This is a genomic window from Streptococcus sp. FDAARGOS_522, from assembly GCF_003812445.1.
In the GTDB taxonomy this organism is placed as follows: Bacteria; Bacillota; Bacilli; order Lactobacillales; family Streptococcaceae; genus Streptococcus; species Streptococcus agalactiae.
Genome location: NZ_CP033808.1, coordinates 1621491 through 1635666 on the forward strand (window position 1 = coordinate 1621491; position 14176 = coordinate 1635666).

17 protein-coding genes and 1 pseudogene are annotated in these 14176 nt (G+C 35.2%); 5 read left to right on the forward strand and 13 right to left on the reverse strand.

The window, feature by feature from the left end:
• Positions 1-50: 50 nt before the first annotated feature.
• From EGX70_RS08500 to EGX70_RS08545, 10 genes and pseudogenes are all read right to left on the reverse strand, one after another.
• A pseudogene (locus EGX70_RS08500) lies at positions 51-1309 on the reverse strand (tyrosine-type recombinase/integrase).
• Positions 1310-1398: 89 nt separating this feature from the next.
• Positions 1399-1647, reverse strand: coding sequence for a MerR family transcriptional regulator (locus EGX70_RS08505; RefSeq protein ID WP_001058391.1), 249 nt, complete (start codon positions 1645-1647; stop codon positions 1399-1401).
• On the reverse strand, positions 1640-2245 hold the full coding sequence (locus EGX70_RS08510; protein WP_001040935.1) for a replication protein: 606 nt from the start codon (positions 2243-2245) through the stop codon (positions 1640-1642). The genes EGX70_RS08505 and EGX70_RS08510 overlap by 8 nt, the downstream gene beginning before the upstream one ends.
• Before the next feature lie 205 nt (positions 2246-2450).
• The gene (locus tag EGX70_RS08515) at positions 2451-3056 is read right to left on the reverse strand and encodes a hypothetical protein (protein ID WP_000182708.1); all 606 of its coding nucleotides are present in this window, start codon (positions 3054-3056) and stop codon (positions 2451-2453) included.
• Entirely contained in the window at positions 3053-4153 is a 1101-nt protein-coding gene (locus EGX70_RS08520; protein WP_000203864.1) for a type IV secretion system DNA-binding domain-containing protein, read from the reverse strand. Before EGX70_RS08520 ends, EGX70_RS08515 begins: the two co-directional genes overlap by 4 nt.
• Positions 4153-4473: a hypothetical protein gene (locus EGX70_RS08525; RefSeq protein ID WP_000874694.1), complete on the reverse strand. Its 321-nt coding sequence runs from the start codon at positions 4471-4473 to the stop codon at positions 4153-4155. Before EGX70_RS08525 ends, EGX70_RS08520 begins: the two co-directional genes overlap by 1 nt.
• Before the next feature lie 202 nt (positions 4474-4675).
• Positions 4676-5125, reverse strand: coding sequence for an RNA polymerase sigma factor (locus tag EGX70_RS08530; RefSeq protein WP_000066889.1), 450 nt, complete (start codon positions 5123-5125; stop codon positions 4676-4678).
• A gap of 320 nt (positions 5126-5445) precedes the next feature.
• The gene (locus EGX70_RS08535; protein WP_000667636.1) at positions 5446-6861 is read right to left on the reverse strand and encodes a helix-turn-helix domain-containing protein; all 1416 of its coding nucleotides are present in this window, start codon (positions 6859-6861) and stop codon (positions 5446-5448) included.
• A gap of 50 nt (positions 6862-6911) precedes the next feature.
• On the reverse strand, positions 6912-7250 hold the full coding sequence (gene cadX / locus EGX70_RS08540; RefSeq protein ID WP_000711079.1) for a Cd(II)/Zn(II)-sensing metalloregulatory transcriptional regulator CadX: 339 nt from the start codon (positions 7248-7250) through the stop codon (positions 6912-6914).
• 11 nt (positions 7251-7261) lie between these two features.
• Entirely contained in the window at positions 7262-7876 is a 615-nt protein-coding gene (locus EGX70_RS08545; RefSeq protein WP_000615736.1) for a CadD family cadmium resistance transporter, read from the reverse strand.
• A 28-nt stretch (positions 7877-7904) separates the two neighbouring features.
• Here EGX70_RS08545 and EGX70_RS11240 point away from each other — a divergent pair, with 28 nt between their 5' ends.
• A complete protein-coding gene (locus EGX70_RS11240; RefSeq protein WP_075316629.1) occupies positions 7905-8090 on the forward strand; it encodes a FanG protein in 186 nt (61 codons plus the stop codon).
• Positions 8091-8168: 78 nt separating this feature from the next.
• Here the strand turns inward: EGX70_RS11240 and rpmG are convergent, their stop codons facing one another.
• Both rpmG and rpmF read right to left on the reverse strand, forming a co-directional pair.
• Positions 8169-8318 carry a 50S ribosomal protein L33 gene (gene rpmG / locus EGX70_RS08555; RefSeq protein WP_001265622.1) on the reverse strand — a complete coding sequence of 50 codons (150 nt, stop codon included), beginning with the start codon at positions 8316-8318 and terminating at the stop codon, positions 8169-8171.
• Between the two features lie 15 nt (positions 8319-8333).
• The gene (gene rpmF / locus EGX70_RS08560; RefSeq protein ID WP_000290414.1) at positions 8334-8516 is read right to left on the reverse strand and encodes a 50S ribosomal protein L32; all 183 of its coding nucleotides are present in this window, start codon (positions 8514-8516) and stop codon (positions 8334-8336) included.
• Positions 8517-8735: 219 nt separating this feature from the next.
• On the opposite strand from rpmF, the gene hisS reads away from it, so the two are divergent.
• From hisS to EGX70_RS08580, 4 genes are all read left to right on the forward strand, one after another.
• Positions 8736-10016, forward strand: coding sequence for a histidine--tRNA ligase (gene hisS / locus EGX70_RS08565; protein ID WP_000775906.1), 1281 nt, complete (start codon positions 8736-8738; stop codon positions 10014-10016).
• 92 nt (positions 10017-10108) lie between these two features.
• The gene (gene aspS / locus EGX70_RS08570) at positions 10109-11860 is read left to right on the forward strand and encodes an aspartate--tRNA ligase (RefSeq protein ID WP_000830938.1); all 1752 of its coding nucleotides are present in this window, start codon (positions 10109-10111) and stop codon (positions 11858-11860) included.
• Complete coding sequence (locus EGX70_RS08575; protein WP_123948073.1) at positions 11850-12794, forward strand: YitT family protein; 945 nt, start codon at positions 11850-11852, stop codon at positions 12792-12794. The genes aspS and EGX70_RS08575 overlap by 11 nt, the downstream gene beginning before the upstream one ends.
• Positions 12795-12901: 107 nt before the next feature.
• Positions 12902-13774 (forward strand): YitT family protein, encoded by an 873-nt coding sequence (locus EGX70_RS08580; protein WP_000915478.1) that lies wholly within the window; start codon positions 12902-12904, stop codon positions 13772-13774.
• Positions 13775-13800: 26 nt separating this feature from the next.
• Here EGX70_RS08580 and EGX70_RS08585 read toward each other — a convergent pair whose 3' ends face one another.
• A complete protein-coding gene (locus EGX70_RS08585) occupies positions 13801-14109 on the reverse strand; it encodes a bacteriocin immunity protein (protein WP_001138859.1) in 309 nt (102 codons plus the stop codon).
• Positions 14110-14176: the final 67 nt, after the last annotated feature.

Here is a 14176-nt window from a genome sequence, read left to right on the forward strand (position 1 = left end):
AATGTTTCTAGAATGCTACATAATAAAAGGTAGAGTGAATGGTAGAGTAGTTATTGCGTTAGCTCAGCAATCTTTTCAAGATAAATCCCCACAGCTTCTAACTTTCGTTGTGGTGCTAATTCAGCGTAAGTATCCATTGTAGTTGAAATGGATTTATGTCCCATTCTGACTTGGAGTTCTTTCCAATTTGTTCCAGCATTAAGTAGCATTGAAGCATGAGTATGTCGGAATAAATGGAAACCATAGTTTGGTAATCCAAGACCTACTAACCTTTTCTTAAGAGTTGTTCTCTCGTTTCTGTCACACATATAGTTCCCATAGATTGTAGGGAAAATCAGTTTTGTTCTATGTCTGTTGTGCAATTCAAGATACTTGTTCATTTCGTGGTGGAAATCTCTGAGTTTTTCTATTATGGGGGGAGGGACAGAGCGATTTCCTGCATCAGTTTTTGGTGTAGCTTTACAGATAACTTCCCCTTTTGTCCCATCTTTTTTATTTGCGGTTTTCCACATCAATGTTTTACTGACGTTAATAGAAGAATTTTCAAAATCTAGGTCATCAATCGTCAATGCAAGTAATTCATTTATTCGCAAAGCGGAGGCTAATAGAGTATTACAAATTAACTTAAATCTACGATTGGCTCTATTGTTATCTAAACTTTCAAGATAATTAAGCCATATTACAAGACCATCATCATGTAATACCATGATGCGTTGCTTATTTGATTTTGGCTTAGGTGGTATCTTAACAGTGCTAACAGGATTAGTGATTAGTCCATAGTTTGTAATTCCATAGTCAAAAATATCTTTCAACTTATGGATAACAGCACCAAAATCTTTAGCACTACCTTTATCAGCACGCTTTATACCAGATTCAATGGACTCTTTTGATTTCTTTGCCAAATCGTTTAACCAAAGCTGGATATCCGCAGATTCAATTTTATCTGGTTTGTAATCTCCAAATTTAGGGATAATATAATTATCAAGATAACTTCTTACTCTGTTCAGAGTATTATGCGAGTTAACCCAGGTTTTATATGATTTAAACCATTCTTCAGCTAAATCTTCCAGTGTATCAATGACGATAACTTTTTCTCGTGTTGAGCCATTTTTTCAAATTCTAGTCGTGCTTGAATGATTGCTCTATCTAACTGTTTTAGTGTCTTGGCTGTAATGGTAGTAGTGACTTGCTTACCAGTTTTGATATCTTTTCCCAGAAATGTCCCCTTCAAAGTGTATGAGATGGACTTATCTTTTTTGATTTTTTTAATGACTTTTTTGCCATTATGAATAATTGTTTCAGTTTCCATATTTGCCTTTCTTCATGGATATTGAAGTAGGCTAAAATAGTTACCACTCTTTCTTTTAGATAAAACTATTTTAGCACAAATTTTCAGAATTAGGATTGTAAAAAGTTGATAATATCATCTAGTAGATAGAAGACGGTTCGAGTTCCCTCTATAGGAGGTTCTAATCTTTTTAATCCTTTTTGTTCCCAAGTTTTTAGTGTGTTTGGGGAGATATTTAGCTGTTTTAGCAATTCTCGCTGTTGTATTATCTTTAGTGGTATGTTCTGTTCTTTGATTTGAATGAGTTTGATAAGTGTTTGCAATAATTGTTCAATTTGTTCTAATTTTTCGTTATTCATTATTCTCTTTCTCCTCTGTGTTTGAATTATGGAGTCGATTAGGATTGTATCTTCGTGAATCTAGGTATTTGGCGAAGAAATATGTACGTTCAATGATAAGCCCTAATAAATTGGTATTGTTTGCTCGGGCATACCAGACCAATTCTTCAAATTCGGTAAAGTCGTTCTCTTCGATAATATCAACTACTTCATGTATAAAATCCGAGGAGTTCATCTCCATCAAGAATTTTTCTAAATTAAAGCCGCAACCGACTTCAATATCCTCAATGTTGTAGGGGGTCTTATCTGGATTTTCCGCATGGGTAAAGTAGTCAAATAAACCAGTGGGAGACATAACTACCTCCACATGTGCTGGACCGTTTAGTTTGTCACTGATGATATTTGATACTTGTGAATAGCTTTTCAGTGAATCAAAGAAGAAAGCACCGTGTTTGTGCGATTTCTTGAACTCTCCCGTCTGTCTATTAACGTCCTTATCGTGCCAAGGACTAAGAATAAACGGAATATGGAGTTCCTCTAATATATTCAAGTAGTTCTCTGGGGCGCTTTCCTCGTAGAAGAGAAAAGTCCATTTGGTTGAGCGCTGTTCTTTTGCCATAGGCAGTTACCTCATTTCTTTTGGGTTCTATTACTAAGGAGAAATGACAGGTCGTATGCAAAGTTTTTTTGGAAAAATTGAATTTTTTGTGATTATTGATTATTGACCTATTGGGGGTCGTAGTCACCCCAATAGGTCATGATAGAAAAGAATATAAAAAGGGGCTGTCTGGCTTTTGCTTAACGCAAGCCACAGCCCCAAGGGATTAACGTTTTTGTTCAGTGAACCACAATTGGTTACGAACTCGAATAGGAGAGGAGAAATAATAGTCTGCGTGTTGGCTGACGATTTCTTCTTTTAATTGTGCTTCCATCTCTTTTAGGATTTTTTGCCCTTGTTGGTCTCTAGGGACTTTTAGAAAAATAGTGATGGTATCTTTTCGTATATCTACGATACACTTACGAACAGCTCGGTTAAATCCGTTATGGATTGGGTTGATAGTAGTAACCGTCTGATGTTCAAGATTGCTTATCTTCTGTACTCGTTCACGCTGAAACAGGAAGTGTCGCAACAGAAAAGTGTGATAGACAGATTGGATATAGTTCCAAAGACTATCTGTTTTCAACCGTTGTATTATTTCTAATCCAACCAAAAATAAGGCAAGTAGAAGAGAAATAAGTGCAAATCCATGACAAACGGAACTAATGATATCCGTAATACTTTTGACCGTATCTAAATTGACAAACGTGATGTTTGTTAATTGAACGGAAAGATAATTGAATAACCATCCAAATGCAGAACAGATAGGTGCAAATAGAAATAAATATAGTATGAGATTAAAACTTCTCATAAAGTAGGTTTTATTGGTCATAGAATACCTCGTTTAGTGTAGTAGGTTGGACAGAGTAAGGGCAGAACTTGGTAGGGATGTTCATTATCGATAACTTGAATGATACCTGTCCCATGTCCTATTGGAATAACAATACCCTCTGGGTCTAGGTCTGGAAATAAAAATTGAGTAGTTTTCTGATTGATATTTCCAATTTGCAACAATACGTTTAGCTGTTCCCTCACTGAAATTGGAATAGTATTGTGGTCAAAACGCTGGCTTACCAAAAACAGATGGATTTTGGTAGCACGTCCTAATAAGGAAATCTGTGAGAGTAGGGAGAAAAAGGCTTCTTTGATATTCTTATTGACTCCCTCTGATAGAGCGAGGACTTCATCAATAACAATAGTTAGATGGGTAAATTGATGATTGGGATTATCATACAAGATAGCTTGTCGTTTCTGAATGAGAGTTGCACACTGACTTAATTGTTCATTGACCTGTGAGACAAAATCTGATTTTGAACGGTTTTCAACAGGGTGTATAACAGCAACGTGATTTTCTCTTGCCCATCGACTTGGGGTATCAAATTTAGGGTCAATGATAATCAAGTCAGACATATGCTTTAGTACACTCAAGAAATAAGTGAGAGCGTACGATTTCCCAGAACCTGAATTTCCAGCAATAGCCCAGTGATTAACCTTATCTAAATTGAGTTCAAAGTACTTCATGATAGGGATTTTCCCCTGTGGCAAGCTAGCTGAAAACTTATCCAAATCTGGAATGACTAAACGTTCTGAAATTCCCTTTTTCCAAGGGAAAAATAATCCACGCTGAGTGTGTAAGTCATCTGTTTCTAGAGGGACAAAATCGGTAGCGTTTTGTTTTAGAAGCGTATATTGTGGATAAAGTGAAGCATTGGCAATCAGAAAGATTTTCTTGTACAAGTCATCATCAAGGATATAAGCACATGGTAGACGAGGGACAAAGATAAAGCCGTCTGCTTGAATAACAATATTAAAAGAATTGGTGTAGCTGGTTTCTCCCTGCATTAAAGCCCCCAGAGCCATGTTTAGGCTCTGGAGCAGGTAAGATTGCAGGTAAGATTGGTTTAGCACATCACGAGATTGTGAAGTCATTACCGAACCTCCTTGATACCATTTGCTTTGAAGTAGATGTTATATTTTACTTCGCAGGCTTGTAGTGTGTCAAATTGAATCATGGATTGAAAAGCTGGAAGCTCAATCGTTTCTTCAAATTTTACTTGGAAAGGGTCTTGCCCTTCCTGTACAAACCATGCTTTATAAGCTACGATTTCTCCGGTTGGTTTTCCTTCTTCAAACCGTTGTTGTGGTTCAAGTTCGGTACTAAGTGAGTAAATCGGTTGTTTTTGACTGATAATTTTATCAGCCAATGTAGTTGTATAACCACCTTTTGTGGTTTTCATTTTAAACGCCATAGGGCAAATCCTCCTTATGAATAAGAGATAGTGTGAATGCGACAGGCTCGGTTTGGGTCATGAGCTGGACTTTGTTTTTTAGGTTATCTGACCACCTCCTCATTACTAAGGAGAATGAGACAGCTAAACGCAAATTTATTTGTTGAATTTTTAATTTTTTTTTTACAAAAAATCCAGTGACAGAGACACTGGATTTGAGGAATTAGCGGTAAGCTTTTAATAAAGGAGCTAATTTTTTTAGCGCTTTACAATAATGGGATTTAACAGTTACATCACTCATTTTCTTATAATGTTCAGTGATATAGCGAGCCGTTTCTTTATAGCTTGAACCTTGTTCCGCTATCATTTCAACAATCTTACTGTCAATTTCTGATAGGGATGCTTTAGCTTCACGAATAGCTTGTCTTAACTCCTCTAGGATTAAAGCTTCTTCGGGATTCAAATCAGAACTTGCAATGACATCATAACGTACAGACTTTTTGGCATTTTTGCTAGCTATTGTTTCGTCTTTGATTCGTCTATTGTGGTATCGGTCACGACGTTCTGCGTTACTTTGTTCTTGTTGAAGCAAACGAGTTACTTCATCCCAATTTTTAGCTTTAATAGCTTCTTTGATTTTACGCTCACGACGTTCTTGTACTTTATTACTCATAATGATGAGCTCCTTTCTGTCCTTTGGACAGAAGGAAACAAAATGAGCAAATATTGAACGCTGAGTATACCAAAAGGCACAACAAAGAAACAGCGAAACAATTCTATGCAAGACATGACCTTTATCGTCATGTCATCATATTTGTTTCAATCTGTCCTTTGATGGCCATCAATTTGGACTATTAAAATTTATATCAAGAGTTTTTCTTGATATATTCAGTATAAGGAGTAATGTTCTTTTATTTTTTACTTCTTTTTTTACTTCAATAGACTAATTTGTAAAACGAGACGCAAAAAAAGACTAGGCGATTCACCTAGTCTTTAAAGAGCAAATTTTCGTATCTCCTCTTCACTTAATAATTTAATAAAGGCCTGTTGTACGTTATCTAAAGCGTGAGCCATTGACAGCAACTCCTTATTTAATTGTTCTTGGAAATAGTATGTTACTTGGGTGTTATTAGTCAATAACCCCACAATATGGCGATTGACGCTTGTATTGTCTAAATTAATATCATATAGGTCAACTAAATCAATAAGGTCGATTTCGCTTAGTCCTTGAGCTGCAGCTTCTTCAATTCTTTTCTTATCCTCTAGTGAAAATCTTGTTGGCTCTAATTGAATAGTGTGCCTTTCTTGAATTGGTCTTGTTGCATAAGGGTTGGAAACCCAACTGATAATTTCATCAAAAGTTCTTTCCTCAGTCCTTTCTATATCATTGGATTGATAAATATTAATGCCTAGATTTGCCAACTCTTCTTTAGAATATTTTTGATATAACTCTGCGATATCCTTACCTTGACTGAGTAATTTCATATAGTCCTCATATATCTGTTTGAATTTCACTCCATCTATTTGTTGACCACCAGTCATACTAAACGAATAGGTTGTTCTTCCTTTTTGAGAAATAACTAATGGGACGGATGTAAGGTAAGATTTTGGAATATTCTCTTTATACATTCTTTCTAATATATCATTTACCATAAATCCGATATTAAACAAGGGATTTTCTTTGAGTTTTTTTATTAGATTAGGGATAATTTCTGTCGAAACATTATCATACCACCATTTATTGATGAGAGGATCAATGTTTTCTTGCCTAAATGTTGAGGGTATGTCATTTCCGCCTAATTCAAATAGGATACCACAGACATTAACTTCAAATGATTTAATTAAATTATCCCCTAACATCAACCAAAGAATATCAAACATTTCTTCAAAATCAATGACAGTCAATTCATTGATGGTACGGGTTCTAAAACTTCTAGCGGGGTTATAACTTTTTCCACCAACCCATACGTCAATGTCATCTTTCTTGTGAAAAGTATCCATTTCAGTTTCAGTAGAAATCATAAATCTTTTTCTTTGAATATTGAAATTTGCAAATGTCTTGGCAATACTTAGACAACTTGATTGGATTGAAATTAAATCATCACTCATGAAAGAATATAGTTTTTCATCTACAGCCTCTAAATCTCTATATAAAATAGAACTGAAAAAATAATGAAACAGATTCTCAATAAACTCATCTAACTCTCCAAAAACGATATACGTATAGCTCGAAGCGGTTAGAGCATTTAAATAAACTAACATCGAACTCGTAATTGGTCGCTTACCACTTTCAACTTGACTAACTTGACCTGCATTGCCTAGTTCGCTTTGTGTAATATTGTATTTTTTTCTTAAATTTTTGATACGAGTAGGTATTTCTTGTGAATAATTTTCTTCAAAAAATTTCATATATAATCCCCCTATAATCATGGAAAAGTAGAAAGTAGTAGAAATAGTTGTTATCCTAGTTGATTAAAAAAATCTCTGATTTCCTCATCTTTTATAAAATAATATACAATTTTCCCCTCTCTTCTAGTGTCCAAGATGTTTTGATTGGCTAGTTTACGAAGATGGTGGGAGGCAGATGCCATACTGAGATTTAATAAACAGGCTATATCGCAGACACAGAGTTCTTCGACGGCAAGGAGATAAAAGATGATATTTATCTGTTTATTATCGGTAAATTTTGATAAAATGCGAAGTGATTTTTGGACTTTTTCCTTTTCAAGGTAGTTCGTTGCGGTTGTAACATTTTGTTGATTTATAACATCCACTTGACAGATACTATCTTTTTTCATAATTTTTTCTCCTAGCCTAACACAGCCCATAGCATGTCAAAGCTGTTGTTTTCAATCAGGATATACATCCCCAATCCTAAATAGACAACGGCAATAAACCATCTGCTATATTTTTCCAAAGTTTCTCCAACAGAAGGGACTTGTGCTAATTTTTGTGCAGAAAAAACCAAGAGATAAATCATGACTAGAAAAGTAAGTAAAGTCACTATCAAATTCGCTAAATTTAAGGTGGTAAAATATGGGACAAAGACACCAATATTGTCAGCGCCACAACTTGCAAAAGTAATCATAGCGACTAGAAAAATCAGGTTTTTATTGTCTTTTCGCAAACCATCTTTTGCAATAGCTTCTCCATCAGAATCTCCTAAAAGCAAAACTTTTAGGCCTAGGAAAATTGGAATCAAACCGAGTAAACCTAAAATCTCTTTACTAGGAATATAATTTAAGACAAATGCAAAAAGCAAACTTAGGAATATTAGACTAACAGAGCCTAGAAATTGTCCTAAATAGATGTTAATGATGTCTTTTCTGCTTTTTCTTTTGGCAAAAAATAACATTAGGATAATAAGTAAGTCTACGGCTGTCCCAGAATACAGGATTATTGAAGTAACAACATTTTGAATCATAAAATACCTCATTCAAATATATTTTTGAATGTATTCTAACATTAAACTTTGTAGATGTCAACTTAAAATCCACCAAAATATAGATAATAAGTTAGTGTACCAAATATTAAAAAGCCCTGCCATCGAAATGATAGCAGGGCTTAACTTCAATATCCAGATGATATATTTATCTAAAAAAGGTAGAGTAAAAGGTAGAGTTTTTATTGATTTGTAGTGCGATATAATGAGTTTCAAAAAATCAAAAATCGCTTAAAATCAATATTTTGACGTCTATTGACGTGTACTGAAACCCTTACTTAACCTCAGTAAAAACAACGTGTTTACGAAGTTTTGGTGAGTATTTTTTCAATTGAAGACGGTCTGGAGTGTTACGTTTGTTTTTTGAAGTAAGGTACAAGCGTTCACCAGATTCTTTATGTTCAAGTGTAATATTTACGCGCATGGTATCTCCCTTCTATTATTTAGCTTCGTTAGCTTTAGCGATTTTACGTCCTTTGTAGTATCCTTTGAGTGATACACGGTGTGAACGTGAGTAATCTCCAGTAGTTTCGTCGAATTGTACAGATGGAGCTGTCAATTTGTAGTGTGTACGACGTTTGTTTTTCTTCGCTTTTGAAGTGTGACGTGCAGGTACTGCCATTTTCTTATTCTTCCTTTCGATGTGTAAGTTTTGATTTTCATCAACTTCACTATGATAACATATCTTTTTTGTAAAGTAAAGTTACTTGACAAAACTTTTTATTTTTACAATTTCATGGTGAAAATACTATCAAACTAAAGCAAATGATATATGCTTGTTTAAAATATAAGAAAAAATGGTAGAATGTTTAAAGAGAAAACTAATCGAAGAGGTAAACTTATGAAACTTCAAAAACCAAAAGGGACTCAGGATATCTTACCTGGAGAATCAGCAAAGTGGCAATACGTTGAAAATGTTATACGCAATCTCTTTAAACAATATCATTATGATGAAATTCGTACACCAATGTTTGAACATTACGAGGTTATTAGTCGCTCAGTTGGGGATACAACGGATATCGTTACAAAAGAGATGTATGATTTTCATGATAAAGGAGATCGTCACATTACGCTTCGTCCAGAAGGAACAGCACCTGTTGTACGTTCTTATGTTGAAAATAAACTATTTGCACCAGAAGTTCAAAAACCAACCAAAATGTATTATATTGGATCAATGTTCCGATATGAGCGCCCACAGGCTGGTCGTTTACGAGAATTTCATCAAGTAGGCGTTGAGTGCTTTGGATCAAATAATCCAGCAACTGATGTTGAAACAATCGCAATGGGACATCATCTATTTGAAGATTTAGGTATCAAAAATGTTAAACTTCATCTTAATAGTTTAGGGAGTCCAGAAAGTCGTCAAGCCTATCGCCAAGCTCTTATTGATTACTTAACACCCATACGTGAACAATTGTCTAAGGATAGTCAACGTCGTTTGAATGAAAATCCATTGCGCGTACTAGACTCTAAGGAGCCAGAAGACAAACTAGCAGTTGAAAATGCTCCTTCTATTTTAGATTATTTAGATGAGTCAAGCCAAGCCCACTTTGATGCTGTGTGTCATATGCTTGATGCTCTAAATATTCCATACATCATTGATACTAATATGGTTCGTGGTCTTGATTATTATAATCATACTATTTTTGAGTTTATCACTGAGATTGAAGATAATGAATTAACGATCTGTGCTGGAGGCCGTTATGACGGCTTAGTATCCTATTTTGGTGGACCAGAAACTCCAGCATTTGGTTTTGGATTAGGTTTAGAACGCTTGCTCTTAATATTAGGTAAGCAAGGGATTCCTTTACCAATAGAAAATACTATAGATCTGTATATAGCTGTATTAGGATCAGAGGCTAATCTAGCTGCCTTAGATTTGGCACAATCAATACGTCATCAAGGTTTTAAAGTAGAACGTGATTATTTGGGTCGTAAAATCAAAGCACAATTTAAGTCTGCAGATACTTTTAATGCTAAAGTGATTATGACATTAGGTAGCAGTGAAGTAGATTCGAGAGAGGTCAGTTTAAAAAATAATCAAACACGTCAAGAAGTTAAAGTTAGTTTTGAAAACATTAAAACAGGTTTTTCATCTGTGCTTAAACAATTAGGATTGTAAAACAGTTCCTAAAAACTCTCCTTAATGGGTGGGGTTTTTAGGTGCTTTTTGTTATAATAGGTTGGAATGAATATTTTAAATGGAGAAAACAGATGAAACGTAGTATGTATGCTGGGCGTGTTCGTAGTGAGCACATAGGAACATCGATTACTTTAAAAGGATGGGTTGGTCGTCGTCGTGACCTTGGAGGTCTTATTTTTATTGATCTTCGCGATCGCGAGGGAATCATGCAATTAGTTATTAATCCTGAAGAAGTATCAGCCTCAGTTATGGCAACCGCAGAAAGTCTCCGTAGTGAATTTGTTATAGAGGTTAGCGGTGTAGTGACAGCACGAGAACAAGCTAATGATAATTTACCAACAGGAGAAGTTGAATTAAAAGTGCAAGAATTATCGGTTCTTAATACCTCGAAAACAACACCATTTGAAATTAAAGATGGTATTGAGGCAAATGATGATACACGCATGCGTTACCGTTACTTGGATCTTCGTCGTCCGGAAATGCTTGAAAATTTCAAATTACGTGCGAAAGTAACACACTCAATCCGTAATTACCTTGACAACTTAGAGTTTATTGATGTCGAAACTCCGATGCTAACAAAATCAACTCCAGAGGGGGCACGAGACTACTTGGTTCCATCACGTGTCAACCAAGGACATTTTTATGCCCTTCCACAAAGCCCTCAAATTACAAAACAGCTATTGATGAATGCGGGATTTGATCGTTATTATCAAATTGTCAAATGTTTCCGTGATGAGGATTTACGTGGAGATCGTCAACCCGAGTTTACACAAGTTGACTTAGAGACATCATTCCTTAGTGATCAAGAAATTCAAGACATTGTTGAGGGTATGATTGCTAAAGTAATGAAAGACACTAAAGGTTTAGAGGTTTCTTTACCATTCCCAAGGATGGCATATGATGATGCAATGAATAACTACGGGTCTGATAAGCCTGATACAAGGTTTGATATGCTTTTACAAGACTTGACAGAAGTTGTAAAAGAAGTTGACTTCAAGGTATTCTCAGAAGCTTCAGTAGTTAAAGCGATTGTTGTCAAAAATAAGGCGGACAAGTACTCTCGAAAAAATATTGATAAATTAACAGAAATTGCAAAACAATACGGTGCCAAAGGTTTAGCATGGCTAAAATATGCAGATAATACTATTTCAGGTCCGGTTGCTAAGTTCTTGACAGCTATTGAAGGTAGGTTGACAGAAGCTTTACAGCTAGAGAATAATGACTTAATTCTATTTGTAGCAGATAGTCTTGAAGTAGCTAACGAGACTTTAGGAGCGCTTCGTACACGCATTGCAAAAGAACTTGAACTCATTGATTATTCTAAATTTAATTTCCTATGGATTGTTGATTGGCCAATGTTTGAGTGGTCAGAAGAAGAGGGACGATATATGTCGGCTCATCATCCATTCACCTTGCCAACAGCGGAGACAGCGCATGAGTTGGAAGGGGATTTGGCTAAAGTACGTGCAGTTGCCTATGATATTGTTTTGAATGGATATGAGTTAGGCGGTGGTAGCCTACGTATTAACCAAAAAGATACACAAGAGCGTATGTTCAAGGCTTTAGGATTTAGCGCTGAATCAGCTCAGGAACAGTTTGGTTTCTTACTTGAAGCTATGGATTACGGCTTCCCACCACATGGTGGATTGGCAATAGGCCTTGACCGCTTTGTTATGTTGTTAGCAGGCAAGGACAATATTCGAGAAGTTATTGCATTCCCTAAAAACAATAAGGCTAGTGATCCAATGACTCAAGCTCCTAGTCTCGTTTCAGAACAACAATTAGAAGAATTATCACTTACTGTAGAAAGTTATGAAAACTAGACGAACCCCTTTAGAAAAAAAGGTAAAATATATTATCAGTGTATGGGCTAAAAAATTTGGTCTCTTACACACTTTAAAAAGTATCTCACGAGAAAAATATGCAGAGAAAATTTCGGCTTCATTACTGTATGGTATTCTATCCAGTGTTGCTGTCAATTTCTTTTTTCAACCTGGACATGTTTATTCAAGTGGAGCAACTGGTTTAGCTCAGGTTATTTCAGCTGTCAGTAAACACTGGTTTTCTTTTGAAATACCAGTTGCTTTAGCTTTTTATGCTATTAATATCCCTTTGCTGATATTATCTTGGCGTAAGATTGGACATAAATTTACTATTTTTACGTTTATCACAGTAACTGTAAGCTCTATCTTCATTCAATTAATGCCTCAAATCACCCTTACAACTGATCCCTTAATCAATGCTATCTTTGGTGGCTTAATTATGGGAGCTGGTGTTGGTTTTAGCTTTAAGTCTAGAATTTCTAGTGGGGGAACAGATATTATCAGTTTGACAATTAGAAAGAAAACAGGCAGAGATGTAGGTAGTATTTCTTTTATTATTAATGGTATTATTTTATTATTTGCAGGTCTTTTATTTGGTTGGAAGTACGCTTTGTACTCGATGGTGACAATTTTTGTATCAAGTAGAGTTACAGATGCCATTTTTACAAAGCAAAAAAAGATGCAAGCGATGATTGTTACCAGTAAGCCTGATTGCGTCATTAAACATATCCATCGTGATTTACATCGTGGTGTAACCTGTATCAATGATGCTGAAGGTACTTATAATCATGAGAAAAAAGCAGTTTTAATAACTATATTAACACGTGAAGAATTTAGTGATTTTAAATATTTAATGCTAAAAGCAGATCCAAAAGCCTTTGTTTCCGTTGCAGAAAATGTTCATATTATTGGACGATTCGTTGATGATGATTAACTGTATATATGACTTTTGGTCAACTGCCACTAAGGAAACATTATGATGTTATTAAGCTAAGTTGTTTAAACAACTTTAGCTTTTTTGAATAAGGAAGGATTAAGCCTATGTTGAAACTGGATTTAAAAACAAAGATAAAAGAAGCTATTTTAATTGCCTTGGGTGTGGCTCTCTATACTTTCGGATTTGTCAAATTTAATATGGCTAATCATTTGGCTGAAGGAGGTATTTCCGGTGTCACCTTGATTATCCATGCACTTTTCGGAGTTAATCCAGCACTTTCATCACTTCTCCTTAATATCCCGTTATTTATATTAGGGGCTAGGATTTTAGGGAAAAAATCCTTATTGTTAACTATATATGGTACAGTGTTAATGTCTTTTTTCATGTGGTTTTGGCAACAAATCCCTGTAACAGTCCCTTTGAAAAACGATATGATGTTAGTTGCAGTAGCTGCTGGAATTTTAGCAGGAACTGGTAGTGGTTTAGTATTTAGATATGGTGCAACTACAGGTGGTGCAGATATTATTGGTCGTATTGTGGAGGAAAAATCTGGAATAAAATTAGGGCAAACCTTATTGTTTATTGATGCTATAGTTCTAACGTCTTCACTTGTTTATATTAATTTACAACAGATGCTATATACGTTAGTAGCTAGCTTTGTATTTAGTCAAGTGTTAACAAATGTTGAAAATGGGGGCTACACTGTTCGTGGAATGATCATTATTACCAAAGAATCAGAATCTGCAGCAGCAACCATTTTGCATGAAATTAATAGGGGTGTAACTTTTTTACGGGGCCAAGGTGCCTACTCAGGTAGAGAGCATGATGTCTTGTACGTAGCTCTTAACCCAAGTGAAGTGCGTGATGTGAAAGAAATCATGGCTGATTTAGACCCAGATGCTTTTATTTCTGTTATAAATGTAGATGAAGTTATTAGCTCAGATTTTAAAATTCGACGAAGAAATTACGATAAATAAAAATACAGGCTGTCTGGCCTGTATTTTTATTTTGGTCCTCCACTTAAGAAACTACCAAGCATAATAGCTGAGATAGCAGTTCCCTTGTAATGGCTAGCTTTTGTTTTTACCAAGCGACTAAGATCAAATATGCTTTTAGGAGCATCAAATTGATGTGTTAAGACGTATTGATTGATAAGTGAGTCAATTTTTGTAGCTAGGAGTGAGTTCATCCCCTCTTTTTCAAGTTGACTAGCGAGCTCGAAAATAGCTTGACGAAAATAATCATCTGCTTGTATTACTTCTTCGCTATAAACTTTACTAAGAGCATCTAATATTTCTTTTTCTGATGGCATGGCATTCTCCTGTAACTTATTGTGCTATTATTATAATATAAAAAATTAAGACTGTCATAAATTTGAC

Coding starts and splice junctions, on each gene's coding strand:
- EGX70_RS08505 (WP_001058391.1), bottom strand. CDS start 1,647: ATGAATAACGAAAAATTAGAACAAATTGAACAATTATTGCAAACACTT.
- EGX70_RS08510 (WP_001040935.1), bottom strand. CDS start 2,245: ATGGCAAAAGAACAGCGCTCAACCAAATGGACTTTTCTCTTCTACGAG.
- EGX70_RS08515 (WP_000182708.1), bottom strand. CDS start 3,056: ATGACCAATAAAACCTACTTTATGAGAAGTTTTAATCTCATACTATAT.
- EGX70_RS08520 (WP_000203864.1), bottom strand. CDS start 4,153: ATGACTTCACAATCTCGTGATGTGCTAAACCAATCTTACCTGCAATCT.
- EGX70_RS08525 (WP_000874694.1), bottom strand. CDS start 4,473: ATGGCGTTTAAAATGAAAACCACAAAAGGTGGTTATACAACTACATTG.
- EGX70_RS08530 (WP_000066889.1), bottom strand. CDS start 5,125: ATGAGTAATAAAGTACAAGAACGTCGTGAGCGTAAAATCAAAGAAGCT.
- EGX70_RS08535 (WP_000667636.1), bottom strand. CDS start 6,861: ATGAAATTTTTTGAAGAAAATTATTCACAAGAAATACCTACTCGTATC.
- cadX (WP_000711079.1), bottom strand. CDS start 7,250: ATGAAAAAAGATAGTATCTGTCAAGTGGATGTTATAAATCAACAAAAT.
- EGX70_RS08545 (WP_000615736.1), bottom strand. CDS start 7,876: ATGATTCAAAATGTTGTTACTTCAATAATCCTGTATTCTGGGACAGCC.
- EGX70_RS11240 (WP_075316629.1), top strand. CDS start 7,905: ATGTATTCTAACATTAAACTTTGTAGATGTCAACTTAAAATCCACCAA.
- rpmG (WP_001265622.1), bottom strand. CDS start 8,318: ATGCGCGTAAATATTACACTTGAACATAAAGAATCTGGTGAACGCTTG.
- rpmF (WP_000290414.1), bottom strand. CDS start 8,516: ATGGCAGTACCTGCACGTCACACTTCAAAAGCGAAGAAAAACAAACGT.
- hisS (WP_000775906.1), top strand. CDS start 8,736: ATGAAACTTCAAAAACCAAAAGGGACTCAGGATATCTTACCTGGAGAA.
- aspS (WP_000830938.1), top strand. CDS start 10,109: ATGAAACGTAGTATGTATGCTGGGCGTGTTCGTAGTGAGCACATAGGA.
- EGX70_RS08575 (WP_123948073.1), top strand. CDS start 11,850: ATGAAAACTAGACGAACCCCTTTAGAAAAAAAGGTAAAATATATTATC.
- EGX70_RS08580 (WP_000915478.1), top strand. CDS start 12,902: ATGTTGAAACTGGATTTAAAAACAAAGATAAAAGAAGCTATTTTAATT.
- EGX70_RS08585 (WP_001138859.1), bottom strand. CDS start 14,109: ATGCCATCAGAAAAAGAAATATTAGATGCTCTTAGTAAAGTTTATAGC.